This window comes from Lysobacter yangpyeongensis (assembly GCF_042655745.1).
Lineage (GTDB): Bacteria > Pseudomonadota > Gammaproteobacteria > Xanthomonadales > Xanthomonadaceae > Agrilutibacter > Agrilutibacter yangpyeongensis.
This window is the reverse complement of sequence record NZ_JBHSNM010000001.1, coordinates 1170163-1194626: the sequence shown is the minus strand read 5'-3', so window position 1 is coordinate 1194626 and position 24464 is coordinate 1170163. Positions and strand designations below refer to the sequence as shown.

At 67.1% G+C, this 24464-nt stretch carries 26 protein-coding genes; 24 read left to right on the top strand and 2 right to left on the bottom strand.

Annotation, left to right across the window (positions count from 1 at the left end):
- Positions 1 to 2: 2 nt before the first annotated feature.
- Positions 3 to 230 carry a DUF6116 family protein gene (locus tag ACFPN1_RS05060; RefSeq protein WP_386753511.1) on the bottom strand — a complete coding sequence of 76 codons (228 nt, stop codon included), beginning with the start codon at positions 228 to 230 and terminating at the stop codon, positions 3 to 5.
- 166 nt (positions 231 to 396) lie between these two features.
- On the opposite strand from ACFPN1_RS05060, the gene ACFPN1_RS05055 reads away from it, so the two are divergent.
- The 5 genes from ACFPN1_RS05055 (at position 397) to ACFPN1_RS05035 (ending at position 6183) form a co-directional block, all read left to right on the top strand.
- On the top strand, positions 397 to 1206 hold the full coding sequence (locus ACFPN1_RS05055; protein WP_386753509.1) for a glycine zipper 2TM domain-containing protein: 810 nt from the start codon (positions 397 to 399) through the stop codon (positions 1204 to 1206).
- Positions 1207 to 1427: 221 nt separating this feature from the next.
- Complete coding sequence (locus ACFPN1_RS05050; protein WP_386753507.1) at positions 1428 to 2591, top strand: acyl-CoA dehydrogenase family protein; 1164 nt, start codon at positions 1428 to 1430, stop codon at positions 2589 to 2591.
- A 66-nt stretch (positions 2592 to 2657) separates the two neighbouring features.
- A complete protein-coding gene (locus ACFPN1_RS05045; RefSeq protein WP_386753505.1) occupies positions 2658 to 3209 on the top strand; it encodes a GNAT family N-acetyltransferase in 552 nt (183 codons plus the stop codon).
- The gene (locus ACFPN1_RS05040; RefSeq protein ID WP_386753503.1) at positions 3176 to 3847 is read left to right on the top strand and encodes a glutathione S-transferase family protein; all 672 of its coding nucleotides are present in this window, start codon (positions 3176 to 3178) and stop codon (positions 3845 to 3847) included. The genes ACFPN1_RS05045 and ACFPN1_RS05040 overlap by 34 nt, the downstream gene beginning before the upstream one ends.
- A gap of 65 nt (positions 3848 to 3912) precedes the next feature.
- Positions 3913 to 6183, top strand: a complete 2271-nt coding sequence (locus ACFPN1_RS05035) for a thiamine pyrophosphate-dependent enzyme (RefSeq protein ID WP_386753501.1) — start codon at positions 3913 to 3915, stop codon at positions 6181 to 6183.
- 20 nt (positions 6184 to 6203) lie between these two features.
- On the opposite strand, the gene ygfZ is transcribed toward ACFPN1_RS05035, so the two are convergent.
- Positions 6204 to 7076: a CAF17-like 4Fe-4S cluster assembly/insertion protein YgfZ gene (ygfZ, locus tag ACFPN1_RS05030; RefSeq protein ID WP_386753500.1), complete on the bottom strand. Its 873-nt coding sequence runs from the start codon at positions 7074 to 7076 to the stop codon at positions 6204 to 6206.
- Between the two features lie 29 nt (positions 7077 to 7105).
- Here ygfZ and ACFPN1_RS05025 point away from each other — a divergent pair, with 29 nt between their 5' ends.
- The 19 genes from ACFPN1_RS05025 (at position 7106) to uvrC (ending at position 24431) form a co-directional block, all read left to right on the top strand.
- Positions 7106 to 7294 carry a DUF1674 domain-containing protein gene (locus tag ACFPN1_RS05025; protein WP_386753498.1) on the top strand — a complete coding sequence of 63 codons (189 nt, stop codon included), beginning with the start codon at positions 7106 to 7108 and terminating at the stop codon, positions 7292 to 7294.
- A 73-nt stretch (positions 7295 to 7367) separates the two neighbouring features.
- Positions 7368 to 7775 carry a succinate dehydrogenase, cytochrome b556 subunit gene (gene sdhC / locus ACFPN1_RS05020; RefSeq protein WP_386753496.1) on the top strand — a complete coding sequence of 136 codons (408 nt, stop codon included), beginning with the start codon at positions 7368 to 7370 and terminating at the stop codon, positions 7773 to 7775.
- Positions 7772 to 8167 carry a succinate dehydrogenase, hydrophobic membrane anchor protein gene (sdhD, locus tag ACFPN1_RS05015; protein ID WP_386753494.1) on the top strand — a complete coding sequence of 132 codons (396 nt, stop codon included), beginning with the start codon at positions 7772 to 7774 and terminating at the stop codon, positions 8165 to 8167. Before sdhC ends, sdhD begins: the two co-directional genes overlap by 4 nt.
- A gap of 55 nt (positions 8168 to 8222) precedes the next feature.
- A complete protein-coding gene (sdhA, locus tag ACFPN1_RS05010; protein WP_386754045.1) occupies positions 8223 to 9977 on the top strand; it encodes a succinate dehydrogenase flavoprotein subunit in 1755 nt (584 codons plus the stop codon).
- Between the two features lie 15 nt (positions 9978 to 9992).
- Positions 9993 to 10775, top strand: coding sequence for a succinate dehydrogenase iron-sulfur subunit (locus ACFPN1_RS05005; RefSeq protein WP_386753492.1), 783 nt, complete (start codon positions 9993 to 9995; stop codon positions 10773 to 10775).
- Positions 10775 to 11815 (top strand): SRPBCC family protein, encoded by a 1041-nt coding sequence (locus ACFPN1_RS05000; protein WP_386753491.1) that lies wholly within the window; start codon positions 10775 to 10777, stop codon positions 11813 to 11815. Before ACFPN1_RS05005 ends, ACFPN1_RS05000 begins: the two co-directional genes overlap by 1 nt.
- Positions 11816 to 11847: 32 nt before the next feature.
- Complete coding sequence (locus tag ACFPN1_RS04995) at positions 11848 to 12234, top strand: MAPEG family protein (protein WP_386753488.1); 387 nt, start codon at positions 11848 to 11850, stop codon at positions 12232 to 12234.
- Positions 12231 to 12485: an FAD assembly factor SdhE gene (locus ACFPN1_RS04990; RefSeq protein ID WP_386753486.1), complete on the top strand. Its 255-nt coding sequence runs from the start codon at positions 12231 to 12233 to the stop codon at positions 12483 to 12485. The genes ACFPN1_RS04995 and ACFPN1_RS04990 overlap by 4 nt, the downstream gene beginning before the upstream one ends.
- 25 nt (positions 12486 to 12510) lie before the next feature.
- The gene (locus ACFPN1_RS04985) at positions 12511 to 12888 is read left to right on the top strand and encodes a hypothetical protein (RefSeq protein WP_386753484.1); all 378 of its coding nucleotides are present in this window, start codon (positions 12511 to 12513) and stop codon (positions 12886 to 12888) included.
- Positions 12889 to 12923: 35 nt separating this feature from the next.
- Positions 12924 to 14168: a lipoprotein-releasing ABC transporter permease subunit gene (locus tag ACFPN1_RS04980; RefSeq protein ID WP_386753482.1), complete on the top strand. Its 1245-nt coding sequence runs from the start codon at positions 12924 to 12926 to the stop codon at positions 14166 to 14168.
- Positions 14161 to 14868, top strand: coding sequence for a lipoprotein-releasing ABC transporter ATP-binding protein LolD (gene lolD, locus ACFPN1_RS04975; protein WP_386753480.1), 708 nt, complete (start codon positions 14161 to 14163; stop codon positions 14866 to 14868). The genes ACFPN1_RS04980 and lolD overlap by 8 nt, the downstream gene beginning before the upstream one ends.
- A gap of 5 nt (positions 14869 to 14873) precedes the next feature.
- Positions 14874 to 17252: a DNA internalization-related competence protein ComEC/Rec2 gene (locus tag ACFPN1_RS04970; protein ID WP_386753478.1), complete on the top strand. Its 2379-nt coding sequence runs from the start codon at positions 14874 to 14876 to the stop codon at positions 17250 to 17252.
- A gap of 132 nt (positions 17253 to 17384) precedes the next feature.
- Positions 17385 to 18047, top strand: a complete 663-nt coding sequence (locus ACFPN1_RS04965) for a MotA/TolQ/ExbB proton channel family protein (RefSeq protein WP_386753476.1) — start codon at positions 17385 to 17387, stop codon at positions 18045 to 18047.
- A 20-nt stretch (positions 18048 to 18067) separates the two neighbouring features.
- Entirely contained in the window at positions 18068 to 18505 is a 438-nt protein-coding gene (locus ACFPN1_RS04960; RefSeq protein ID WP_386753474.1) for an ExbD/TolR family protein, read from the top strand.
- Positions 18502 to 20250: a lipid A export permease/ATP-binding protein MsbA gene (gene msbA, locus ACFPN1_RS04955; protein ID WP_386753472.1), complete on the top strand. Its 1749-nt coding sequence runs from the start codon at positions 18502 to 18504 to the stop codon at positions 20248 to 20250. The genes ACFPN1_RS04960 and msbA overlap by 4 nt, the downstream gene beginning before the upstream one ends.
- Positions 20247 to 21260, top strand: coding sequence for a tetraacyldisaccharide 4'-kinase (gene lpxK / locus ACFPN1_RS04950; RefSeq protein ID WP_386754044.1), 1014 nt, complete (start codon positions 20247 to 20249; stop codon positions 21258 to 21260). Before msbA ends, lpxK begins: the two co-directional genes overlap by 4 nt.
- Before the next feature lie 31 nt (positions 21261 to 21291).
- A complete protein-coding gene (gene kdsB / locus ACFPN1_RS04945) occupies positions 21292 to 22062 on the top strand; it encodes a 3-deoxy-manno-octulosonate cytidylyltransferase (protein WP_386753470.1) in 771 nt (256 codons plus the stop codon).
- The gene (locus tag ACFPN1_RS04940; RefSeq protein ID WP_386753468.1) at positions 22055 to 22558 is read left to right on the top strand and encodes a low molecular weight protein-tyrosine-phosphatase; all 504 of its coding nucleotides are present in this window, start codon (positions 22055 to 22057) and stop codon (positions 22556 to 22558) included. The genes kdsB and ACFPN1_RS04940 overlap by 8 nt, the downstream gene beginning before the upstream one ends.
- Before the next feature lie 49 nt (positions 22559 to 22607).
- Positions 22608 to 24431, top strand: a complete 1824-nt coding sequence (gene uvrC / locus ACFPN1_RS04935; RefSeq protein ID WP_386753466.1) for an excinuclease ABC subunit UvrC — start codon at positions 22608 to 22610, stop codon at positions 24429 to 24431.
- Positions 24432 to 24464: the final 33 nt, after the last annotated feature.

Genomic DNA, 24464 nt, shown 5'->3' with positions numbered 1-24464 from the left:
GCTCAGCGACGAGGCTCGCCCTCGATCGCATCGCGGCCGACCGGTGCCTTGCGTCTCCTGAGATTCGCAAGCAGCAGACTGCCGAGGCCGAGCAGTATTTCGTCCGCCAGCGGAATGAAATCGGGCACGGCCAGGTCGATCAGGAACAGCGCCGCCGTAACTACGAACAGTCGCGGGTAGCTGAGCCTTCCCAGGAAGCCGAGGATGGGAGCCAGTAGGGGATTTGCCATGGCAGAACCCGATAACGTGGATATGTGCACGCTATCACGCTGTGAACAACGGGTTCACGCCCGTTAGGTTTTCGTTGTCGCGGCTACGCGCTTGTTCAGGTTCGCGGTGCTGGAATGCGGCCGTCCAAACCAACCCGCGGGCAACTCCCGCTGCAGGAGGCTCCAAATGAACAAGAACATGCTCGCCGTCGCGCTGGCGTCGCTGCTGGTGGGTGGCGTCGCAGTTGCGGCATACAACAGCTTCCGCAGCCACGACACGGTAGCGAACGATTTCGCTACGGCGAATCCCGCTGCCGAGGCCACCGGCGAAGACGTCGCCGCCGACAATGCGATCGAAGGCAGCAAGCTCGAATACGCCGACGTCGTCAACGTGAAGGAACTGACGGAGAAGAAGCCGCAGTACGCCACCGTGATCGGGTCCGAGCCCGTCAAGGAGACCAGCACCACCTCGACGCCGCGCGAAGTGTGCGAGGACGTCGTGGTGCAGGAGCGCGCCCCGGAACGCGACGGCAACGTCGGCGGCACCGTGGCCGGTGCGATCATCGGCGGCCTCGTCGGCAACCAGATCGGCAGCGGTAATGGCCGCAAGGCCGCGACCGTGGCGGGTGCCGCAGCGGGTGGCTACATCGGCAACCGGGTCGACAAGAATCATGTCGGCGGCAAGGTGGTCAATCGCACCGAGCGACAGTGCCATACCGTCTCGGATACCAGCACCTCGAGCAAGACCGTTGCCTGGAACGTCACCTACCGCAACCCGGACGGCACGACCGGCACCATGCGTACCGGCAGCAAGCCGGGCAGCCAGATCCGTCTGGGCAGCGAGAACGAGGTGGTCGGCTACGACGTGACCTACCGCTACGAAGGTCAGGAACACACCATCCGCATGGACGAGAAGCCGGGCGACAGGCTGCCTGTCGTCGACGGCGAAGTGGTCACCCAGACCGCCTCGGCCACTGCGGACAAGACGCAGGGTTGATACCCGACCAGCAGCTCGCCGCGAGGCAAACCGAACGGGGCCGGATTTCCGGCCCCGTTCCTTTTGGGCGTTCCAGCCGCACACCCGGAGCGTTTGAACATTCCGCAGGGGCCGTCGTCGCTTTGCGTCCAACGGCGGCCGATCGTCGGCCATTCCACGGGTGCCGCCCCGCAATAGCGGCCGATACAATGGGGATCTTTATTCGCGCCCGAGCACCCCCGATGGCCCTGAATCCCTACGATCTGTTCGACGTCCGCTCCCTCCTCAGCGAAGAAGAAAGGGCTGTCCAGGACACTGTCGCGCGCTTCACCAACGAGCGCGTGCTGCCGCTCATCGGCGACGCCTTCGACCAAGGGCGCTTTCCGAAGGAACTCGTCCCGGAAATCGCCGAGCTGGGCCTGCTGGGTTCGTCGCTACCGGAGAAGTACGGTTGCGCCGGCCTCAACGGCGTCAGCTACGGCCTGATCTGCCAGGAGCTGGAGCGCGGCGACAGCGGCATCCGCAGCTTCGTCAGCGTGCAGTCCTCGCTGTGCATGTACCCCATCTACGCCTACGGTAGCGAAGAGCAGCGCGAACGCTGGCTGCCGGGCATGGCCCGCGGCGAAATCATCGGCTGCTTCGGCCTGACCGAACCGCATGGCGGTTCCGATCCGGCCAACATGAAGACGAACGCGCGCAAGGACGGCGGCGACTGGATCCTCAACGGCTCCAAGATGTGGATCACCAACGGCAACCTCGCCGACATCGCGATCGTCTGGGCGCAGACCGACGAAGGCATCCAGGGCTTCGTGGTCGAGAAGGGCATGGCCGGCTTCGCGGCGCAGGAGATCAAGCACAAGATGTCGCTGCGCGCTTCGGTCACCAGCGCGCTGTACTTCGACAATGTGCGCGTCCCCGAAGCGAACCGTCTGCCCAACGTGAAGGGCCTCAAGGGTCCCCTGGGCTGCCTTACGCAGGCCCGCTACGGCATCACCTGGGGGCCGATCGGTGCCGCCATCGCCTGTCTGGATGAGGCGCTGAACTACTCCAAGGAGCGCATCCTGTTCGACCGTCCGGTGGCGGCCACGCAGAGCGCCCAGATCAAGATGGCCGAAATGGCCCGCCGCATCACCCTGGCCCAGCTCCTGGTGCTGCAGCTGGGCCGTCTCAAGGACGCGGGCCAGATGCAGCCGCAGCAGGTATCGCTGGCGAAGTGGAACAACTGCCGCATGGCCATCGACATCGCGCGCGAATGCCGCGACCTGCTGGGCGGCGCCGGCATCACCACCGAGCATGCGGCGATTCGTCACGCATTGAACCTCGAATCCGTGATCACGTACGAAGGTACCGAGACGGTCCACCAGCTCGTGATCGGTCGTGAACTGACCGGCATCAGCGCGTTCTGATGTTTTCCTTGCTTGCGCCTGCGACAGCAGGCGCAAGCGATGTCGCTCCGTCCGGAGGATCCGCTCTTGGCCGCTCCCGCTGTCCAGCTCGAAACCCCGCGACTGATCCTCCGCCTGCCGCGGATCGGGGATTTCGAGCGTTATGCGGAAATGCTCGCGGACGAAAGCTCGCATCACATCGGCGGCCCGTTGCAGCGCCATGAGGCGTGGCGCCGCTTCCTGCAGATGCCGGGCGCGTGGATGCTGCAGGGGTTCGCGATGTTTTCCGTGATCGAGAAGGCGAGCGGTCGCTGGATGGGACAGGCCGGTCCCTGGCAACCCGACGGCTGGCCCGGTACCGAGATCGGCTATTCGTTCCACATGGATGCGCGCGGCATGGGTTACGCGACCGAAGCGTGCATCGCTGCGATGGATTACGCCTTCGATGTGCTGGGCTGGAGCGAGGTGATCCATTCCATCGCACCGACCAATACGGCCTCGCAGGCAGTGGCGCGGCGCCTGGGCTCGCGCAACCGCGGACCGGGCCGGTTGCCTCCGCCTCTCGACGTGCATCCCATCGAGATCTGGGGGCAGTCGCGCGAGGAATGGCGCGCCCGGCGCAAGGAGATCGCGGCGTGATCACCGTCTATGGATTCTCGCCATCGGGCAACTGCCACAAGGTGCGCCTGTTGCTGGAGCAGCTGGGCCGCGATTACCGCTGGATCGAGAAGCGCAGCGACGACGGGTCCACGCGCACGCCGGAAATGCTGGCCCGGAATCCCAACGGCAAGGTGCCTTTCATCGAACTCGATGACGGACGCGTGCTCACCGAGTCGAACGCGATCCTGCACTGGCTGGCCGAAGGCACGCCGTTCCTGCCGGTGGATCCGTGGCAGAAAGCCCAGGCGCTGAGCTGGATGTTCTTCGAGCAGTACAGCCACGAGCCGTACATCGCGGTCGCGCGCTTCATCTGCGGCTGGACACCGATCGATTCGCCCCGCCGCGCCGACCTGCCGAGATTGCGCGAGCGCGGCCACCAGGCGCTCGCCGTAATGGAACGGCACCTTTCTTCGCAGCAGTGGTTCACGGGCGACTTCTACGGAATCGCCGATATCGCGCTGCATGCCTACACCTGCGTCGCCGGTCACGGCGGGATCGATCTGGCTGCCTACCCGGCGATCCGCGGATGGCTGGAGCGCGTCGAAGCGACGCCCGGCTTCGTGCCGATGCCCGCGCCCGACGCCGACGCACAGGCGTTGATCGACCAGTCCACCTGAGGCGCTGCTGCCGCCTTCGTCAATCTCAAACGGCGGACACGTTCCGCCCCATACGAAATCAGTCCATGTTCGCGACCATTCCCAATCCCATTCCCGCACGCATGAAGGGCCTCAACCGGGCCGAGATCTGCGACGTCAACTTCAGCGACTTCGTGAAGGCCTGGAATGGACAAAGCGATGCGAAGCCGGCCGCCCATGAGTCGATCCTCGAAGGCAGTGCGCTCGACGCGCAGGGCTTCCGCGACCTGTTCGAGTCGCAGCTGATCAGCCGACACCTCGATCTGATGGCGCGCGTCCTGCGCGTGCAGAACAAGGTCTTCTACACCATCGGTTCCAGTGGCCACGAAGGCAATGCGATGGTCGCGCGCCTCACCCGCCATACCGATCCCGCATTCCTGCACTACCGCTCCGGCGGCTTCATGGCCGAGCGTTTCCGCAAGTTGCCGGGCATGGATCCGATCATGGATTCGGCGCTGTCCTTCGCTGCGAGCAAGGACGATCCGGCCTCGGGCGGGCGCCACAAGGTGTGGGGCAGCAAGCCGTTGTGGGTGCTGCCGCAAACGTCGACGATCGCCTCGCACCTGCCGAAGGCGCTGGGCACTGCCGTCGCCATCGAAACCGGCAAGCGCCTCGGTCATGCGTTGCCGATTCCCGACGACAGTATCGCGATCTGCTCGTTCGGCGACGCCTCCTCCAATCACGCCACCGCGCAGACCGCCTTCAACGCGGCGGCGTGGACCGCGTACCAGAAGCTGCCGGCGCCGGTGCTTTTTGTTTGCGAAGACAACGGCATCGGCATTTCGGTGAAGACGCCATCGGGCTGGATCGCCAACCGCTTCCGCAACATGGATGGCCTCGACTACTTCTTCGCCGACGGCCTCGACCTGGCATCGGGCTACGGCGACGTGCAGAAGGCAGTCGAGCATTGCCGTCGCACGCGTCGCCCGACCTTCCTGCACCTGAAGACCAACCGCATCATGGGTCATGCGGGCACCGACTTCGAAATCGAGTGGCGTTCGGTCGAAGAGCTGTGTGCGGTGGAAGCGGCCGATCCGTTGCTGCGTTCGGCTGCCATTGCGCTCGAATCGGGCCTGATGTCGAAGGACGAGGTGCTCGATCTGTACGAAGCCACGCGCAGGAAGTGCTTCGCCGCGGCCGAAGAGGCCGACCGCCGCTCCAAGCTGGACAGGCTGGAGGACGTGATCGCGCCGCTTGCGCCGTACACGCCGGCGAAGGTGAAGCAGGAAGCCGAACGCGCGGACTATGCGCAGCGCCGTCTCGACGTCTTCGGTGGCGAAGCCAAGCTGCCCGAAAACCAGGCGCCTCGCCATCTCGCCATCCAGATCAACAACGCGCTGCACGACATCTTCGCCAAGTATCCCGACACGCTGCTGTTCGGTGAGGACGTGGCGCAGAAGGGCGGCGTGTACACGGTGACCAAGGGCTTGCAGAAGGCCTTCGGCCCGCGTCGTGTGTTCAACACGCTGCTGGACGAAACGATGATCCTGGGCATGGCCCAGGGCTTCGCCAACATGGGCATGCTGCCCATCCCCGAGATCCAGTACCTCGCGTACTTCCACAACGCGTGCGACCAGATCCGCGGCGAAGCGGCGTCGCTGCAGTTCTTCAGCAACAACCAGTACGCCAATCCGATGGTGGTGCGCATCGCGGGCCTCGGTTACCAGCGCGGTTTCGGCGGCCATTTCCACAACGACAATTCGATCACCGCGTTGCGCGACATTCCGGGCCTGGTCGTAGGCTGCCCGTCGCGCGGCGACGACGCGGCGACGATGCTGCGCACGCTGACGGCGCTGGCGAAGGTCGACGGCCGCGTCAGCGTGTTCCTCGAGCCGATCGCGCTGTACATGACCAAGGATCTGTACGAAGCCGGCGACGGCCAGTGGCTGACCATGTACCCCAAGCCCGAGGAAGCAATGCCGCTGGGCGAGGGCCGCGTTTACGGCGAAGGCAACGACGACCTGGTGATCTTCACCTACGGCAATGGCGTGCCGATGAGTCTGCGTGCGGCGCGCGCGATCGAGGCGAAGCACGGCTGGAAAGTGCGCGTGATCGACCTGCGCTGGCTGGTGCCGCTCAACGAGGCGTACATCGTCGAACAGGCGAAGTCGGCCAGGCGGATCGTCATCGTCGACGAAGGCCGCCACAGCGCGGGCGTAGGCGAGGGCGTGATCACGGCCATTGCCGAGGGCGGTTATGGCGCGCGTCCGTTCCAGCGCGTGGTCGGCGCGGATACCTACACGCCACTGGCCGGTGCCGCGTTCCTGGTGATCCCGGGGGACGAGGACATCGTCGCGGCGGCCGATCGCCTGGCCTGAAGCCCGTCGCCTGGCGCGTACTAGCGCGCCAGGCCTTCCATCAACGGCAGCTCGTGCACTTCGATGTCGCGCACGTGCAGTGGCGCGGCCGCGCGATCGAGCGGTACGACGGCGAGTCCGAGATGGCGCCCGTCGTGGTCGGCGCTGGCCACCAGATGCCCCAGCGGTTCGCCTGCCGCCTTGAGGTCTTCGCCCGGATGCAGTGCGGCGTTGGCTTCGACGAGCGCGACGCCGCGTTTCACCTTGCCGAGGAAATGCGTGCGCGCCACGATTTCCTGGCCGGGGTAACAGCCCTTCTTGACGCTGAAGGCATTGAGGCGATCCAGCGACAGCTGTTGTGGCGTCCAATGATCGGATTGCGTGCCCGGCAAGCGGGCCAGGCCATGTCTCAGGTCGAAGGCGGTCCAGCGCGCCATCCACATCGGGTCGTGGGATGCCGTGGATGCCGGCAGGATGCGCAAGGTGCGCGGCCCCTCGTCGGCGCTGAAGTCGAGCTCGATCCCCGTTTCCGGTTCTCCCGCGACTGCGTTGCCGCGCGCCAGCGCAGGCACGACGAAGGCGCCTTCCACCCGCAGGTCGTCGCGCGCGGCGATCGTCACCTTGCTGCGGAAGACGAAGCGCTGCAGTGCCGCGGCCAGCGTCACCGGCTCGGCGTCCGGCACCAGCAGCCACAGGTTCTCCTCGTCGAACTTGAGCAGTGCGAACAACGCGACCACGCGTCCCTTGGGCGTCAGCCAGCCGCTCCATTGCCAGCGTCCCGGCGCCAAGACCTTGAGATCGTTCATGAATTGCGCCTGCGCGAACGTCGCCGCGTCGCGTCCCCAGAGGGCGATCACGCGGTGGTCGGGGAGGCTGAAGGCCGAGGCGGAACCGGCCTGCGGGTTGTCATGCATGGGGGCGGGAATTAAGATTTTGCGCCGTGATGATAGGCCAATCCCCCCAGGAAGCCCCGCACGAGCGTGTCACGGACGCAGTGACCGAGGCAGGTCGCAAGCCCGCGCCGGCCGAATCGACCGACAGGCAGCCCCCAAGGGAATGGGGCGGACGCGAAGGCCCGGAACCGACCCGCTACGGCGACTGGGAAAAGAACGGCCGCTGCATCGACTTCTAGCTCGCGCTTCACGCTCTACGCTCTTTCCATCCGCCACGCGGCCCAGCCGCCCAGCCGAGACACCCGCACGCCCATGGCTGCTCCCGACCGCGTTCGCGAACGTCCCTTGTCGCCCCATCTGCAGGTGTATCGCTGGCAGGTACAGATGGTGACCTCGATCCTGCACCGGGGGACGGGCATCGTCCTCGCCCTGGGCGGCCTGCTCATGGTCTGCGCCTTCCTGTCCCTGGCGGCAGGGCCGGAGCAGTGGGCGCACTTCAGCGCATTCGCGCGTTCGCCGCTCGGCTTCATCATCCTCTTCGGATGGAGCTGGTCGCTGGCCTACCACCTGATCAACGGCATCCGCCATCTGGTGCAGGACGCGGGTTATGGCTACGCGATCGAATCGTTCGTTCGCAGCAGCTGGATTTCCGTGTTCGGCAGCCTGCTGCTGACCATGCTGATCTGGGTGCTGGCGATGATGCAGCGGGGTGGCGCATGAGCCTGTCCAACAATCGCCTGCGCACGCCGCTGAAGAATGCACGCGGTCTCGGTTCCGCCAAGGACGGTACGCACCATTTCGTCCTGCAGCGCATCACCGCCGTCGCGCTGGTGTTCCTGTCGATCTACGTCGTCTGGCTGATCCTTTCGCTGGTGGGCGACGACTACGCCACGGTTCGCGCTGCCGTGGCCAACCCGTGCAATGCCGTGCTGCTGATCGCATTCGTGATCGCCAGCTTCTGGCACGCCAAGCTTGGCCTGCAGGTCATCATCGAGGACTACGTGCATACGCCGTGGTCGGCGACGGTGCTGCACCTGGCCAACATCTTCATCTGCGTCCTCGCGGCACTCGCCAGCGTGCTCGCCATCATCCGCATCGCGCTGGGAGCGTAACAACGTGACGGCAGCTTCTACCAAGAGTTACCAGATCCAGGAACACAAGTTCGACATGGTGGTGGTCGGCGCCGGCGGCGCGGGCCTGCGTGCGACCTTCGGCCTCGCCCAGAAGGGCCTGAAGACCGCGTGCATCACCAAGGTCTTCCCGACGCGTTCGCACACCGTGGCGGCGCAGGGCGGCGTCGCCGCGGCGCTCGCCAACATGGGTGAGGACGACTGGCGTTACCACTTCTTCGACACCGTGAAGGGTTCGGACTGGCTGGGCGACCAGGACGCGATCGAGTACATGTGCAAGGAAGCGATTCCGGCCATCATCGAACTCGAGCATTACGGCGTGCCGTTCTCGCGCACCGACGACGGCAAGATCTACCAGCGTCCGTTCGGCGGCATGACCACGCGTTTCGGTGAAGGCCCGCCGGCGCAGCGCACCTGCGCCGCGGCCGACCGCACCGGCCACGCGATCCTGCACACGCTGTACCAGCAGTCGCTGGCGCACGACGCGCAGTTCTTCATCGAATACTTCGCGCTCGACCTGATCATGGACCAGCACGGCGCCTGCCGCGGCGTGCTCGCCCTCGACATGTCCGAAGGCACGCTGCATCTGTTCCGTGCGCAGGGCACGGTGCTCGCCACCGGCGGTTACGGCCGCGCGTATTTCAGCGCGACCTCGGCGCACACCTGCACCGGCGACGGCGGCGGCATGGCGCTGCGCGCCGGACTGGGCATGCAGGACATGGAATTCGTGCAGTTCCACCCGACGGGCATCTACGGCGCGGGCTGCCTGATCACCGAAGGCGTGCGCGGCGAAGGCGGCATCCTCCGCAACAGCAACGGCGAGCGCTTCATGGAGCGCTACGCGCCGAGCGTGAAGGACCTCGCCCCGCGCGACATGGTCAGCCGCTCGATGACCATCGAGATCCGCGAAGGCCGCGGCGTCGGCGAGCACAAGGACCACATCCTGCTCGACCTGACCCACCTGGGCCCCGAAGTGATCCACGAGAAGCTGCCGGGCATCGCCGAATCGGCGCGCATCTTCGCCGGCGTGGACGTGGAGAAGGAACCGATCCCGGTGATCCCGACCGTGCACTACAACATGGGTGGCATCCCGACCAACTACCACGGCGAAGTGGTGCAGCTGCGCGACGGCAATCCGGACGCGGTCGTGCCGGGCCTGTACGCGATCGGCGAAGCCGCCTGCGTGTCGGTGCACGGCGCCAACCGCCTGGGTTCGAACTCGCTGCTCGACCTGGTCGTGTTCGGCCGCGCCGTCGCCAACCGCGCCGCCGAGACCATCACCCCGAACGGCGCCCACGCCAAGCTCGAAGCCGACGCCTGCGACAAGTCGCTCGCCCGCCTGGACAAGCTGCGCAACGCCAACGGCGGCACCCCGACCGCGGTCATCCGCGACAAGATGCAGCGCACGATGCAGGCCGACGCCGCCGTGTTCCGCACCGGCGAGACGCTGGCCGAGGGCGTGGCGAAGATGCGCGAGATCCACGCCTCGTTCGCGGACGTCAAGGTCAGCGACCGTTCGCTGATCTGGAATTCGGACCTGATCGAGACGTTCGAGCTGTCGAACCTGCTCGACCAGGCGCTGGTGACCATCGTCTCGGCCGAAAACCGCAAGGAGTCGCGCGGCGCCCACGCCCGCGAGGACTTCCCGGAACGCGACGACGCCAACTGGCAGAAGCACACGCTGTGCTCGGTCGACGAAGCCGGCAACACCAAGATCGATTACCGCCCGGTGCACATGTACACGCTGACGGACGACGTCGCCGTGGTGCCGCCGAAAAAGCGTGTCTACTGATCCGGAGCGAGCAACGTGGCCGAATTCACTCTCCCCAAAAACTCGCAGATCCAGAAGGGCCGTCACTGGGCCTCGCCCGGCGCCAAGCAGCCGCGCGTGTTCAAGGTCTATCGCTGGAATCCGGACGACGGCATGAATCCCCGCGTCGACACCTACGAAGTCGACCTGGCGACCTGCGGCCCGATGGTTCTGGATGCGCTGATCAAGATCAAGAACGAGATCGATCCGACGCTGACCTTCCGTCGTTCCTGCCGCGAAGGCATCTGCGGTTCGTGCGCGATGAACATCGACGGCACCAACACGCTGGCCTGCACCAAAGCGATCAGCGATTGCAGCGGCAAGGGCGAACTGCCGATCTACCCGCTGCCGCACATGCCGGTGGTGAAGGACCTCGTGCCGGACCTGACCCACTTCTACGCGCAGTACGCGTCGATCAAGCCGTGGCTGCGCACGCAGAGTTCGGCGCCGTCGCGCGAGCGCCTGCAGTCGCCAGGCGACCGCAAGAAGCTGGACGGCCTGTACGAATGCATCCTGTGCGCCTGCTGCTCGACCAGTTGCCCGAGCTACTGGTGGAACGGCGAGCGCTACCTCGGACCGGCGATCCTGCTGCAGGCCTACCGCTGGATCGTCGACTCGCGCGACGAAGACACCGGTGCGCGCCTGGACGACCTGGAAGATCCGTTCAAGCTGTATCGCTGCCACACGATCATGAACTGCGCGCGGACCTGCCCGAAGGGCCTGAACCCGGCGCTGGCGATCGCTGAAATCAAGAAACTGATGCTGGCGCGCCGCGTCTGATGAGTGTCGCGGCGCCGGGCAGGGACTCCGGTTTCGGCACAGCGCTGAAAAAGCGCTACGTCTTCGCCATCGGTGCCGTTTACGGGCTGCTGATGCGGCTCGCCTTCGGACTTCCGCTGTTCGCTGCCGGCGGACGCTCCAACGCGGCCAGCGAAGCGATGATGTGGTCGTTCGTCTGCCTGGTGCCGTTTCTCATCGGGTCCCTGACGGTCCACTTTTCCGGCGGACGCCGGCGAACGCTGGGATATGCCCTGGTGGCGCCATGGCTGCCGGTCCTTGCCTTCGTGGGCGGAACGGCGCTGCTGATGATCGAGGGCAGCATCTGCATTGCGATGGCGCTGCCGCTGTTCCTGGTTGTCAGTTCGCTCGGCGGCGTCGTGATGTGGGCGGTGCTGAAGCTGTATCGGCCCTCGGCTTCGGCCATGAGCCTGTTGTTGGTGTTGCCACTGCTGCTGGGACTTTGGGAGCGCGAACAGCCGCTTCAGGATCGCGTGCAATCCACCGATGCCTCGGTGCAGATCGACGCCGCTCCCGAGGTCATCTGGAAGCTGATCAACGACGCACAGGCGATCCGGCCTTCCGAAATGAGCCAAGGCCTCGCTTATCGCATCGGCGTGCCATATCCAGAGTCGGCCCGCACCGTGGCAACGCCGCAGGGCCGCGTGCGCAAGCTGCGCTGGGACAAGGGCGTGCGCTTCGACGAGCCGATCGAAGCCTGGCAGGAAAACCGCTACATCCGTTGGCGCTATTCCTTCCTCCCCGGTGCGATCCCGCCGGAAGCACTCGACGAACATGTGGTGATCGGTGGCAAGTACTTCGACCTTGTCGATACGTCCTATCGTCTGACGCCGGTTGGTTCCGCGACGCGCCTGGATATTCGCGTCACCTATCGCGTCAGCACCAACTTCAACTGGTATGCGAACGCGTGGGGCAGGCTGCTCGTGGACGATGCTGCGCGTACCATCCTGCAGTTCTACAAGCGTCGCGCCGAAGCGGACGGCGTCGCTCGGGGGCAGGGCATCGCAACGGTGGACTTATGACTTCGAATGCGATCTTCCTTCCGGCAGTGGCAATGGCGCTGCTGACCTTCGTGGTCTGGTGGCGCATGTACTTCCTGCGCATCGGCGAGATGAAGCGCGAGCGGATCCATCCCCAATCGGTCGCTACTTCGTCGCAAATCGCCTCGAAGCTGTCCGACACGCGTGCCGCGGACAACTTCCGCAACCTGTTCGAGCTGCCCGTCCTGTTCTACCTGGCGCTGGTGGTCGCGCACCAGGCGGGACTGGTGTCGCCGGTGGTCGTGGCGCTGGCTTGGATCTTCGTCGCCCTGCGTGTCGCCCACAGCTGGATCCAGTGCACCTACAACAAGGTCATGCATCGCTTCTATGTTTACGTGACGGGCGGCATGGTCCTGTGGGTGTTGTGGGCGGTGCTCGGTTACGGACTGCTGCCCGGATGAGCCAGGACGACGAAGCCGAACTGCGTCGCCTGCGCTGGAAATGCCGGCGTGGAATGCGGGAACTCGACCAGTTGCTGAGCCGTTACCTGGATCGCGAATGGCGGCAATCTTCCGGGGGCCAGCGCGGCGTTTTCCTACGCCTGCTGGAAACCGAGGACGATAGGCTGTGGCACTGGTTCATGGGCCACGAAACTGCCGACGATGCCGAAATCCAGACCCTGGTCGATCGCATCCGCACCTTGCCGCCTTGAGTGGGGCGCGTCCGGCGTACTCGCCGTGACGTTGCTTCTTCTGGGGCTTCTCGCTGCGATCGCCGCAATCGCCTCGGAATTGCCATGGTTCGCAGCCTGCCCGCTGGCCGTTGCGGCGTTGGCGCACGCCGGATTCCTTGCCTTGCGCGAATGGCGAGGCCGCACGCGCACCGTCGTCATCCCGCACAACGATGCTGCCGCTACCGTCGATGGCGAGGCCGTCGATGCACTGGAATTGCGGTGGCGTGGTTCCCTGGCCTTCCTGTGCTGGCGCGACGACGGGGGACGGCGGCATTACCTGCTGGGTTGGCCCGACAACCTGCGACCTGAGGCCCGGCGTGAACTGCGGCTGGCCGTGGCGGCGCGCGCTCCGGTGCGCGCGCCACGTTCGATGGCACCATAGCGGCCTCGCGGCCGCGCTCCCCGAACCGATCCGGCATGTTCAAACCCGTCCCCGTCGCCATCGGCCTGCGCTACCTGCGCGCCAAACGCCGCAATGGCTTCATCTCCTTCATTTCGTTCGCATCGATTGTCGGCATCGCGCTTGGCGTCGCGATCCTCATCACCACGATGTCGGTGATGGGCGGCTTCCAGCGCGAAATCCGCGACCGCATGCTGCAGATGACCGCGCACGCCACGGTCAGCGGCTACGGCGAGCCCGTGCAGGACTGGCCGCACGCGGTCGCCGTCGCCCTGGTCGACAAGCGCATCGCCGGTGCCGCGCCCTATGTCGAGAAGGAAGCGCTGATTTCGGGCACCCGCAACCAGCCGGCGCTGATTCGCGGTGTTCTGCCGGCGGAAGAAGGCAAGGTTTCGGTGCTGCCGGAAAAGGTGGTCGAAGGCAGGCTCGACCAGCTCACGCCGGGCAGCTTCAACATCGTGCTCGGCCGCGAACTCGCCCTGTGGCTGGGCGTCGGCGTCGGCGACAGCGTGATCGTGACCATGTCCGACTTCCGCAGCACGCCGATGGGCGCCATCGCGACACAGAAGCGCTTCCAGGTCAGCGGCATCTTCGAAGCGGGCTACAACGATTTCGACAAGGGCCTGGCCGTCGTCAACATGAAGGACCTGCAGCGGGTCCTGCGCATGGGCGATGGCGTCACCGGCGTGCGCCTGAAGCTGCACGACATGGACAAGGCATTCGAAGTTGCACGCGATCTGGCGCTCGAACTCAACGGTCCGTACAGCGTCAGCGACTGGAGCCGGGAGAACGCGAACCTGTTCCGCGCGCTGAAGATGGAAAAAACCATCATGGCTATCCTGCTCGCCTTCATCATCGGCATGGGCGCCTTCAACCTGGTCAACTCGCAGGTGATGCTGGTGACCGACAAGCAGGCGGACATCGCCATCCTGCGCACGTTGGGGCTGACCCCGCGCGGGGTCATGCAGGTATTCATGGTGCAGGGCACCCTGATCGGCGTGATAGGCACCACCATCGGCGTCATCGGCGGCATCCTGCTGACGCTCAACCTGGAGCACGTCCTGCACGGCATCGAATACCTCTTCGGCGTCCAGCTGCTCCCCGAAGACGTCTACTACATCACCGGGTTGCCGACCGATCTGCGCGCCAGCGAAGTGATCCTCACCGCGCTTACCGCGCTTGTCATGGCGTTCCTCGCGACGGTGTATCCCGCCTGGCGCGCAGCGCGCACCGCTCCGGCCGAGGCCCTGCGCTATGAATGAGTCCATCGCCTCCGCGGTCATCCACGCCGAACAGCTCGGCAAGACGTATTCCGAGGGCAAGCTGCGGACCCCTGTCTTCGACGGCCTGTCGCTGTCGGTAGCCAGGGGCGAGACCGTGGCGATCCTCGGCGCGTCCGGCGCCGGCAAGAGCACGCTGCTGCACCTGCTGGGCGGGCTCGATACGCCCACCGCGGGCGAGGTCTACGTCGCCGGGCAGAAGATGAGCGCGCTGTCCGACGCCGCGCGTGGCGCCTTGCGCAACAAGTCGCTGGGGTTCGTCTACCAGTTCCACCACCTGCTGCCCGAGTTCACCGCACTGGAGAACGTGATGCTTCCCGTGCTGCTCAACGGCACCGGCGTGGAGGACGCATCGCAACGGGCGAAGGCATTGCTCGAATCCGTCGGGCTGGGCCATCGCCTGGAGCACAAGCCCGGTGAACTGTCCGGTGGCGAACGCCAGCGCGCGGCGGTCGCGCGTGCGCTGGTGAATCGTCCGGCCTGCGTGCTCGGCGATGAGCCCACCGGCAACCTCGATGAGAAGACCGCGGCGACCGTCTTCGAACTGATGCTGGCGCTCAATCGCGAACACCACACCAGCCTGGTGCTGGTAACCCATGCCCGCGCGCTGGCCCGGCGCATGGACCGCGTGCTCGAGCTGCACGAAGGCAAGCTGCGCGAGCTGGCGCGCGACGAGGTGTAGCGCGCATGAGCAACGTGGCAAGGACGCCACCTTCCGTTCCGGTCATTGGAGTCTCCGTCGCGCTGGCGTTGCTGGCGGGTGTGGTGGCCTGCCTGTGGCTGCCCTGGCTGGCGCCGTGGTGGCTGTCGCTGCTGCTCCTGCTTGTGGGGTTGGCAGGCTGGATGTCGCGGACAGAGTGGGTGCCGCGGCGATCCATTCCAATGCTTGCGTGGTCGCGCATTTCCGGCGCGTTTCTGCTCGGGTTCGGGCTGGCCGGCCTGCATGGCGTGTACGCGCTGTCCGTGCAGCTGCCCCAACGCCTGGAGAAACAGGAAGCCGTCGTCCAGGGCTGCATCATCGACTTGCCGGTGCACGAACCAAGGCGCAGCCGCTTCATGTTCCGCGTGGACGACGGCGCGACATTGCCTGAACTGCGCGGTCGCACCCTCAGGCTGGCCTGGTACGACGACGAACACCGCGGCGACGTCCGCAGACCGCGCTTCGATTTGCACGCCGGCGAACGCTGGTCGCTGCCGGTGCGCGTGCGTGCGCCAAGAGGATTGCGCAATCCGGGCGGTGCCGATGCGGAAAAGTTCGCGATGGCCCAGCGCCTGGCGGCCACCGGCTACGTGTACGCCCCGGAAATGGCGCGTCGACTGGCGCCGGCACAGGGCATCGAGGCGTGGCGCGAACGCATGTCGTCGTCGATCGCGGCACAGGTGCGGGCACCGTCGGCCCGATTCGTGCAGGCGCTGGCTCTCGGCGATACCCGTGCGCTCGGCGATGACGATTGGGAAGTGCTACGCGCGAACGGCCTCACCCACCTGATCGCGATTTCGGGGTTCCACGTCGGCCTGGTGGCGGGCTTCTTCGCCCTGCTCGCACGCGGCGCGTGGTGGTTGCTGCCTATGCTCGCGCGGCGATGGCCAGCGCCGACCGCGGCCGCGGCCGCGTCGGTGGCAGGTGCGTCGCTCTATGCGGCCGTCGCGGGATTCGCCTTGCCCACGCTGCGCACGGTCTTGATGATCGCGGTGGTCGCCGCGGCACGAACCTGGCGCCGCCCGGCGCACGCGTCGCAATCGCTCGCCCAGGCCGCCATCGTCGTCATCCTGGTCGATCCCTTGTCGGTGATCGGGGCCGGCTTCTGGCTGAGCTTCTTCGGCGTGGCGTGGTTGCTTTGGTGCCTGCCCGGCCGCGAGAACAATCCCGTGCGCTCGTTCCTCTCGGCACAGGGAGTGGCGACCCTCGGCCTGCTGCCGCCGAGCGTGGCGCTGTTCGGGCAGGCGTCGCTCGCCGGTCCGCTGGCCAATCTGGTGGCCGTGCCATGGTGGAGTCTCGTGGTCGTGCCACTGGCGCTGCTGGGTTTGCTGCTCGAGGCACTGCATCCCGGTGCAGGTGGCTGGGCCTGGCGCTGGGCCGTGGGGTGTTTCGACCTGACCTGGCCGCTGTTCGAGCATCTGGCGCACAGCGGACTTGCCCTGGTGTGGCTGCCCGAAGCGCGCTGGTTCGCGTTGCCGCTGGCGCTGTGCGGCGCGTTCTGGTTGCTGCTTCCACGCGGCACGCCGGGCAAGGCGTTGGCGGCGCTGCTGTGGCTGCCCCTGCTGCTGCCTGATCGCGACATTCCGAAGCACGGCGAGGCCGAACTGCTCGTCGTCGATGTGGGGCAGGGGCTTTCCGTGCTGGTGCGAACCCACGGGCGCACGCTTCTCTACGACATGGGCCCGGCGGTGCGCGACGGTTTCGATGCCGGCGATCGTGCCGTCGCCCCGGCGCTGCACGCGCTGGGCGTGCGGCGCGTGGATCGGGCCGTGGTGAGCCATGGCGACAACGATCACGCAGGCGGGTTCGAGGCTGTGCACGCGGAATTTCCCATTGCCGTCACCTACGCCCCGGACGGGGTCGACCTGCCGTTCGCGACCACGCCCTGCCTGGCCGGACAACGCTGGGTGTGGGACGGCGTCGAGTTCGTGTTCCTGCACCCGCCGCGCTACTTTCCCTACCTCGCCAACGAATCCAGCTGCGTGCTGCGCATCCGCGGGGCGCACGGTTCGGCGCTGCTCACCGGCGATATCGGCGAAGTCATCGAGCGCGACCTCGTACGGCTCGATGCCGCCGCGCTTCGCACCGACGTCGTGCTGGTCGCGCATCACGGCAGTTCCGGTTCCTCCGATCCGGGCTTCGTCGAGGCCACGCATGCCCGCATCGCGCTGGTGTCGTCGGGACACGGCAACCGCTTCGGCCATCCGAAGCCGGAAGTCATGCAGCGCTGGCGCCACGCCGGTGCCCGGACCTTCGATACTTCAACCGGTGGGGCTCTCAGTGTGGGCCTGCGCGCCGGCGGTCTCGAGGTCGAAATGCGACGCGCCGCACAACCGCGCTGGTGGGATGCGGCCGGACGGCCCTGACGCGCCCGGAATGCCTTGATCAGCCCGGCCATTGCCCCGAAATATCGCCACCGTCCGGTCCGCTCCGTATGCTAGCGGCCTGATTGTCCCGGACGATTGTCCCCCCAGTGGCCGAAGGCCGGAGGTTTGCGAGTGCTGGAACTGGTCAAGGCCGGCGGTTGGCCGATGATTCCGCTGATCCTGCTGTCGGTGCTGGCGCTGACGATCATCGTCGAGCGTGCCTGGACGTTGCGTCGCCGTGCGGTGCTGCCGCCCGGCCTGGGCAAGGAAGTGCGGACCTGGGCGGCGGGGGGCAAACTCGATCCGGCCCACATCGAATCGTTGCGCGCGACCTCGCCGCTGGGCGCGCTGCTCGCCGCGGCGCTGGACGTCCGCAACCGCCCACGCGACCAGATCCGCGAACGCATCGAGGACGTGGGCCGCCATCTCGTGCACCGCATGGAGCGTTACCTCAACACGCTCGGCACGATTTCCGCCGCCGGTCCGCTGCTGGGCCTGTTCGGCACGGTAGTCGGCATGATCCAGATGTTCCTGGGCATCCTCGACCACGGCATCGGTGATGTGAACCAGCTGGCCGGCGGCATCGGCAAGGCGCTGGTGTGCACCGCGACCGGCATGATCGTCGCGATTCCGGCGCTGATCGCGCACCGCTGGTTCCGCGGTCGCATCGCCGAATACATCGTCGACATGGAGCACGAGGCGATCCAGTTGCTCGACACCATCGAGCCGCGCCAGGCTGCCGCGCGGATGGCCCCGGGCACCCACGGCATCACCCCGCCGGTGGGCACGCCCTGAGTGGCGCGACGAGCATTCCGATGAGAATCCGCGACCACCGCAAGGACGACGAGCCGGAGATCAACCTGATCCCGTTGATCGACGTCATCCTCACGCTGATCATCTTCTTCGTGGTCACCACCACCTTCGACGCCCGCTCGGTGTTGAAGCTGCAGCTGCCCAAGGCCACCGGCGAGGCCGCGACCGACACCACGCGCGCACTGAGCGTGCTGGTGAACGCCGATGGCCGTTATTTCGTCGACGACCGCGAGGTCCTGCGCGACGACGTCGAATCGCTGAAGGCCACGCTCGCCGAAGTGGCCGGGACGGACCGCAACCGCAAGGTGCTGCTGCGCGCCGACGCACGTACGCCGCACCAGGCGGTGGTGACCGCGTACGACGCGCTGGGCCAGCTCGGCTTCCGCCAGGTCATGATCGCGACGGCGCCCGAAACGCGCGCACAAGGAAAGCCGCAGTGACCTCAGCCATTTCGCCGTGGGCCACCTACCGGCGATTGTTGGGATTGGCCCGCCCATACCGGGTCGTCCTTTTCATCGCCTTCGTCGGCCTGATGCTCGAAGGCGCGGCGGCAGGCGCCTTCGGCCTGCTCACCAAGCCGATGGTCGACGAGACTTTCGTCGCCAGGAACCAGGAATTCAGCCTGCTGCTGCCGCTGGCGATCGTCGGCATCTTCGTCGTGCGCGGCGTCGCCGGCTATGTCACCGACCTGTACATGGCGAAGGCAGGCCGCGGCATCGCACGCGACATGCGCGTGAACGCACTGGGCAAGTACCTGCGGCTCCCCGGCCTGCGCTTCGACAGCGAGCCGGTTCCGTCGATGCTGATGCGGCTGGGTTCGGACAGTGATCAGGTCGCGCAGGCCGCGATCGATTCGGCGAAGGTGATGCTGCAGCAGTCGCTGCAGGTCATCTACATGCTGGCGGTGATGCTGTATGCCAGCTGGCGCGTCACCCTGGCCGTGCTGCTGCTCGGGCCGGTGATTGCCTGGATGATGGACAAGGTGGGCCGCCGCTACCGTCGCTTCGGGCACCGCGTGCAGGAAAGTGGTGCGCAGCTGATGCTTTCCGCCGACCAGGCGCTGTCCAACCAGCAGGAAGTGAAGGTCTATGGCGCGCAGCAGGCGGAATTGAAGCGTTATTCCGACCAGGCGAACCACCACCTCAAGCTCAGCCTCAAGATCGAAGCCACCCGCAGCATTTCCTCGGCGGTGGTGCAGCTCACCGGTGCGGTCGGCCTGGCACTGCTGCTGTTCTTCGCCGGGCGCGAGGCATCGGCCGGACGCCTGAGCGCCGGCGGTTTCGTCCAGCTGATGATTTCGATGCTGGCGATCATCCCCGCGCTGAAGCAGCTCACCAACGTGCAGGGGCTGCTCCAGCGCGGCATTGCATCGGCCGAGCGTCTGTTCTCGGTGCTCGACGCGCCCGACGAGCCGGATGCGGGAACGCTCCCCATCGAACGCGCCACCGGCTTGCTCGAATTCCAGCAGGTGCAGGCCCGCTACCCCGGCCAGCCGCGCCCCGCACTGACGGATGTCAGCTTCACCGCGCGGCCGGGCACGGTCACGGCGATCGTGGGCCGCTCCGGTAGCGGCAAGTCGTCGCTGATCAAGCTGATCCCGCGTTTCTACGAACCCGAGTCGGGCAGCATCCTGCTCGACGGCCATCCGCTGCATGAGTACCGCCTCGCCGACCTGCGCCGCCAGGTGGCCATGGTCGGGCAGCAAGTGATGCTGTTCGGCGGCACCATTGCCGAGAACGTCGCCTACGGCGAACTGCAAGTCGCGAGCGGCGAAGCCGTCGATCGCGCGGTGCGCGGTGCCAACGCGCTGGAGTTTGTCGAACAGCTGCCCGAAGGCATGGCGACGCATATCGGGGCCAAGGGCGGCAAGCTTTCCGGTGGCCAGCGCCAGCGTGTCGCCATCGCTCGCGCGATGTTGAAGGACGCGCCGATCCTGATCCTCGACGAGGCCACCGCGGCCCTCGATACGGAATCCGAGCGCCTGGTGCAGGAAGCGCTGAATCATCTGATGCCAAACCGGACCACGCTGGTGATCGCGCACCGCCTTTCGACGATCGAGCATGCCGACCAGGTGCTGGTGATGGACCAGGGCCGCATCGTCGAGCGCGGCACGCACACCGAACTGCTGGCGCAGGGCGGCCTCTACGCGCATCTGCACCGCATGCAGTTCCGCGAAGGCGAATAGCCATGGCCAACCGTCAGCGGCCCGCGTACTGGTACAGCGAAACGCGCGTGCCCATGGGGGCGCGCATGCTGTCGGCGGTGTACGCGGGCATCACCGGGTTGCGTCGCCGCTTCTACGAAAAAGGCGTGCTGCGCAGCCATCGCAGCGAAGTGCCGGTGATCGTCGTCGGCAACATCAGCGTCGGCGGCACCGGCAAGACGCCGCTCACCATTGCCGTTGTCCGCCGCCTGCAACAGGAAGGTTTCCGGCCGGGCATCGCCAGCCGTGGCTACGGCCGCGAGGATCCTTCGCAACCGCGCTGGGTCGACGGCGAAAGCAATCCGGCGAAAGTGGGCGACGAGCCCGCACTGATCGCACGCCATACCAACGCGAAGCTGCGCGTGGACCGCGACCGCGTGGCGGCCGCCAGGGCGCTGGTGAAGGCGGGCTGCGACGTAGTGGTCTGCGACGACGGCCTGCAGCATTACCGCCTGGATCGCGACATCGAGATCGAAGTCATCGACGGACGGCTGCGCTACGGCAATACCCGGCGCCTGCCGGCCGGGCCGTTGCGCGAACCGATCGGACGGGCGCAGCGCTGCGATTTCCGCATCGTGAACCTGGGCAGCAATTCGGCGCAGTCCAACGTCGGTGCGGGCTTCGGCGAGTGGCCGATGAAACTGCTCGCCCGGAACGCGGTGCCCCTCACCGGCGGCCGTTCGCGGCCGCTGGCGTCCTTCGGCGAACAGCGCGTACACGCCGTGGCCGGCATCGGCGATCCCGAACGCTTCTTTTCCATGCTGCGCGGTTACGGCATCGCCGTGGTGCCGCATGCGTTCGACGACCATCACCGTTACACCGAGGCGGACTTCGAGTTCGGCAGCCGCCTGCCGGTGCTGATGACGGAGAAGGACGCGGTGAAATGCGCCGACATCGCGCGCGACGACTGGTTCAGTGTGCCGGTCGACGCGGAATTGCCCGAAGCATTCTGGGTCGCGTTGCTCGACCGGCTGCGCGCCGCGCGTGACTGAATTGCCCGGGCCCGACCGCAGAAGATCCGCCATGACCGAATCCGATTTCGTCGTCGCCATTCCCGCCCGCTACGCCGCTTCGCGCCTGCCGGGCAAGCCGCTGCGTCTGCTTGCCGGCGAACCGCTGGTGCTGCACGTCGCGCGCCGCGCGCTGGCGGCGGGTGCGCGCGAGGTCTGGGTGGCGGCGGATGATCCGCGCATCGCCGATGCGCTGCGCGGTAGCGGGGTGCGCGTCGCGATGACCTCGACCGGGCACGTTTCCGGCACCGACCGCCTGGCCGAGTGCGCGCGCGTCGCCTGCTGGAGCGAAGACACCATCGTCGTGAACCTGCAGGGCGACGAACCCTTCGCACCGGCCGAAGGCATCCGCGCCGTCGCGGCGCTGCTGCGCGACAGTGGCGCGGAAATGGCGACGCTCGCCGCGCCGGTGACGGAGGTCGGAACGCTGTTCGATCCAAACACCGTGAAGCTCGTCCAGGCCGCCAGCGGCGACGCGCTGTACTTCAGCCGTGCGCCCTTGCCCTGGCCGCGCGACGCGTTCGCACGCGACCGCACCACGCTGCCCGACGGCGGCCATTGGCTGCGCCATATTGGCATCTATGCCTACCGTGCCGGCTTCCTGCGGCGCTTTGCCGCGATGCCACCGGGTCGGTTGGAGCAGGTCGAATCGCTGGAGCAGCTGCGGGTGCTCGAGGCCGGCTACCGCATCGCCGTTGCGGTGACTCCGGCGCCGTTTCCGCCGGGCATCGACACGCCCGAGGATCTGGCCCGCGCCGAAGCGCACCTCGCCGGCCATGGCTGAGGACGCGCCTGCCAGGCTGCTGGTCGTCTGTCTGGGCAACATCTGCCGTTCGCCGATGGCCGAGGGCGTGTTGCGCGCCCGCATCGCTGCCTCGCCGCTGGCAGGGCGGGTGACCGTGGATTCGGCGGGCACCGGCGCGTGGCACGTGGGCCGGCCACCGGATCCGCGTGCGATTGCTACCGCCGCGCGACACGGCGTCGACATATCGGCACTGCGCGCCCGACAGCTGTCGCGCGACGACTTTGCGCGGCACGACTGGCTGCTGTGCGCGGATCGCGACAACCTTCGGGACGTGAGCGCCCGTGGTCCATCGGACGCGCATTCACGTTGCGCGCTGCTGCTCGACTGGGCCGGCGCGAAGGACGTCGCCGAGATCCCCGATCCGTATACCGGCGGACCGACGGAATTCGACGCGGTCTGGGCCCTGCTCGAGCGCGCCGCGAACGGCGTCGTCGCCCGCCTGCAGACAACCCTCCGCGAACGCGCCGGCGCTTGAGCTCCCGCATAATCGGCCTTACTTCAGCGAGCCGATGCCAGCAGATCCGATGACATCCAAACCGCCGGCCTTCGACGGCAAGGCCTTCGTGAAGGGGCTCAACACGGCGCCCGGCGTGTACCGCATGATCGCCGCCGACGACGCAGTGCTGTACGTCGGCAAGGCCAGCGCGCTGAAGAACCGCGTCGCCAGCTACTTCAACGCGTCGCCGAAATCGCCGCGCATCGCCACGATGCTGGCCCAGGTCGCGCGCATGGAAGTGACCGTCACGCGCACCGAGGCCGAGGCGCTTCTGCTGGAAAACCAGCTGATCAAGTCGCTCAAGCCGCGCTACAACGTGCAGCTGCGCGACGACAAGAGTTATCCCTACGTCCTGCTGACGACCGAGAACTGGCCGCGCATCGGCCTGCACCGCGGCCCGCGCGCGGTGCACGGGCGTTATTTCGGTCCCTATGCCAGCGTCGGCGCGGTGCGCGAAACGCTCAACCTGATGCACAAGCTGTTCCGCCTGCGCAGTTGCGAGGACAGCGTGTTCCGCAACCGTTCGCGTCCGTGCCTGCAACACCAGATCGGCCGTTGCAGCGCGCCCTGCGTGGGTCTGGTGCCGGGCGAAGAGTACGCAGAGAGCGTGCGCCGCGCGTGCCTGTTCCTCGACGGACGCAGCGACGAATTGAGCAACGAGCTGGGCAAGGCCATGGAGGCGGCGAGCGAGCGCCTCGAGTTCGAGGAAGCCGCGCGCCTGCGCGACCTGATGCAGTCGATCCGCAGCCTGCAGGCGCGCCAGTACGTCGATGGTCGCGCGGCCGAGCTCGACGTGCTCGCCGTCGCCATGCAGGACGCTGCCGCCTGCGTGCTGCTGCTCGCGTTCCGCGACGGCCGCAACCTCGGCACGCGCGCCTTCTTCCCGAAGACCGGCGGCAGCACCGATCCCGCGGAAGTGCTAGCGGCCTTCGTGTCGCAGTACTACGCCGAGCAGGCACCGCCGCGCGAAATCGTGCTGGACCGCGATATTCCCGATCGCGAACTCATCGAGGAAGCGCTCTCGCTCACCGCCGATCGCAAGGTCCAGATCAAGGCCAGCGTGCGCGGCGAGCGCGCCGGCTACGTCGACCTGGCGCGGCGCAACGCCGAGCTGTCGCTGGCCAGCGAGCGCACCAGCCATGCCGCGCAGCGCGCACGCGCGGAAGGGTTGCGCGACCTGCTGGGCCTGCCGGCCTTGCCGGCGCGCATCGAATGCTTCGACATCAGTCACACGATGGGCGAGGCGACGGTGGCCTCGTGCGTCGTTTTCGACAGCGAAGGCCCGGTGCGCGGCCAATACCGCCGTTACAACATCGCCGGCATCGAGCCGGGCGACGACTACGCCGCCATGCACCAGGCCATCGAACGCCGCTTCCGCCGCGCCGTGGAAGAGCAGGGCGTGATGCCGGACGTGCTGCTGATCGACGGCGGCGCGGGGCAGGTGGCGCAGGCGAGGGCGGCGCTGGACGATCTCGGCGTGGAAGGCGTCGCGCTGGTCGGCGTCGCCAAGGGCCCCGCGCGTCGGCCAGGCGACGAGGAACTGCTGCTGCCGGACGGCCGCATCGTGCATCCCGGGGCCGAATCGCCAGCCCTGCAGCTGGTGCAGCAGGTGCGTGACGAAGCGCATCGTTTCGCCATCACCGGCCACCGGGGGCGGCGCCAGAAGGCGCGCAGCACGAGTCGCCTCGAGGACATTCCCGGCATCGGCCCGCGCCGGCGCGCGGCGCTGCTCAAGCATTTCGGCGGCCTTGGCGGGCTGCGCGCGGCCGGCGTCGAGGAAATCGCGCGGGTCGAGGGCGTGAATGCGGCGCTGGCCGAGCGCATTTACGCCGCGCTGCATGGCGTCGCGTGACCCGGGCGCCGTCATTGCCGCACGAATGCCCAT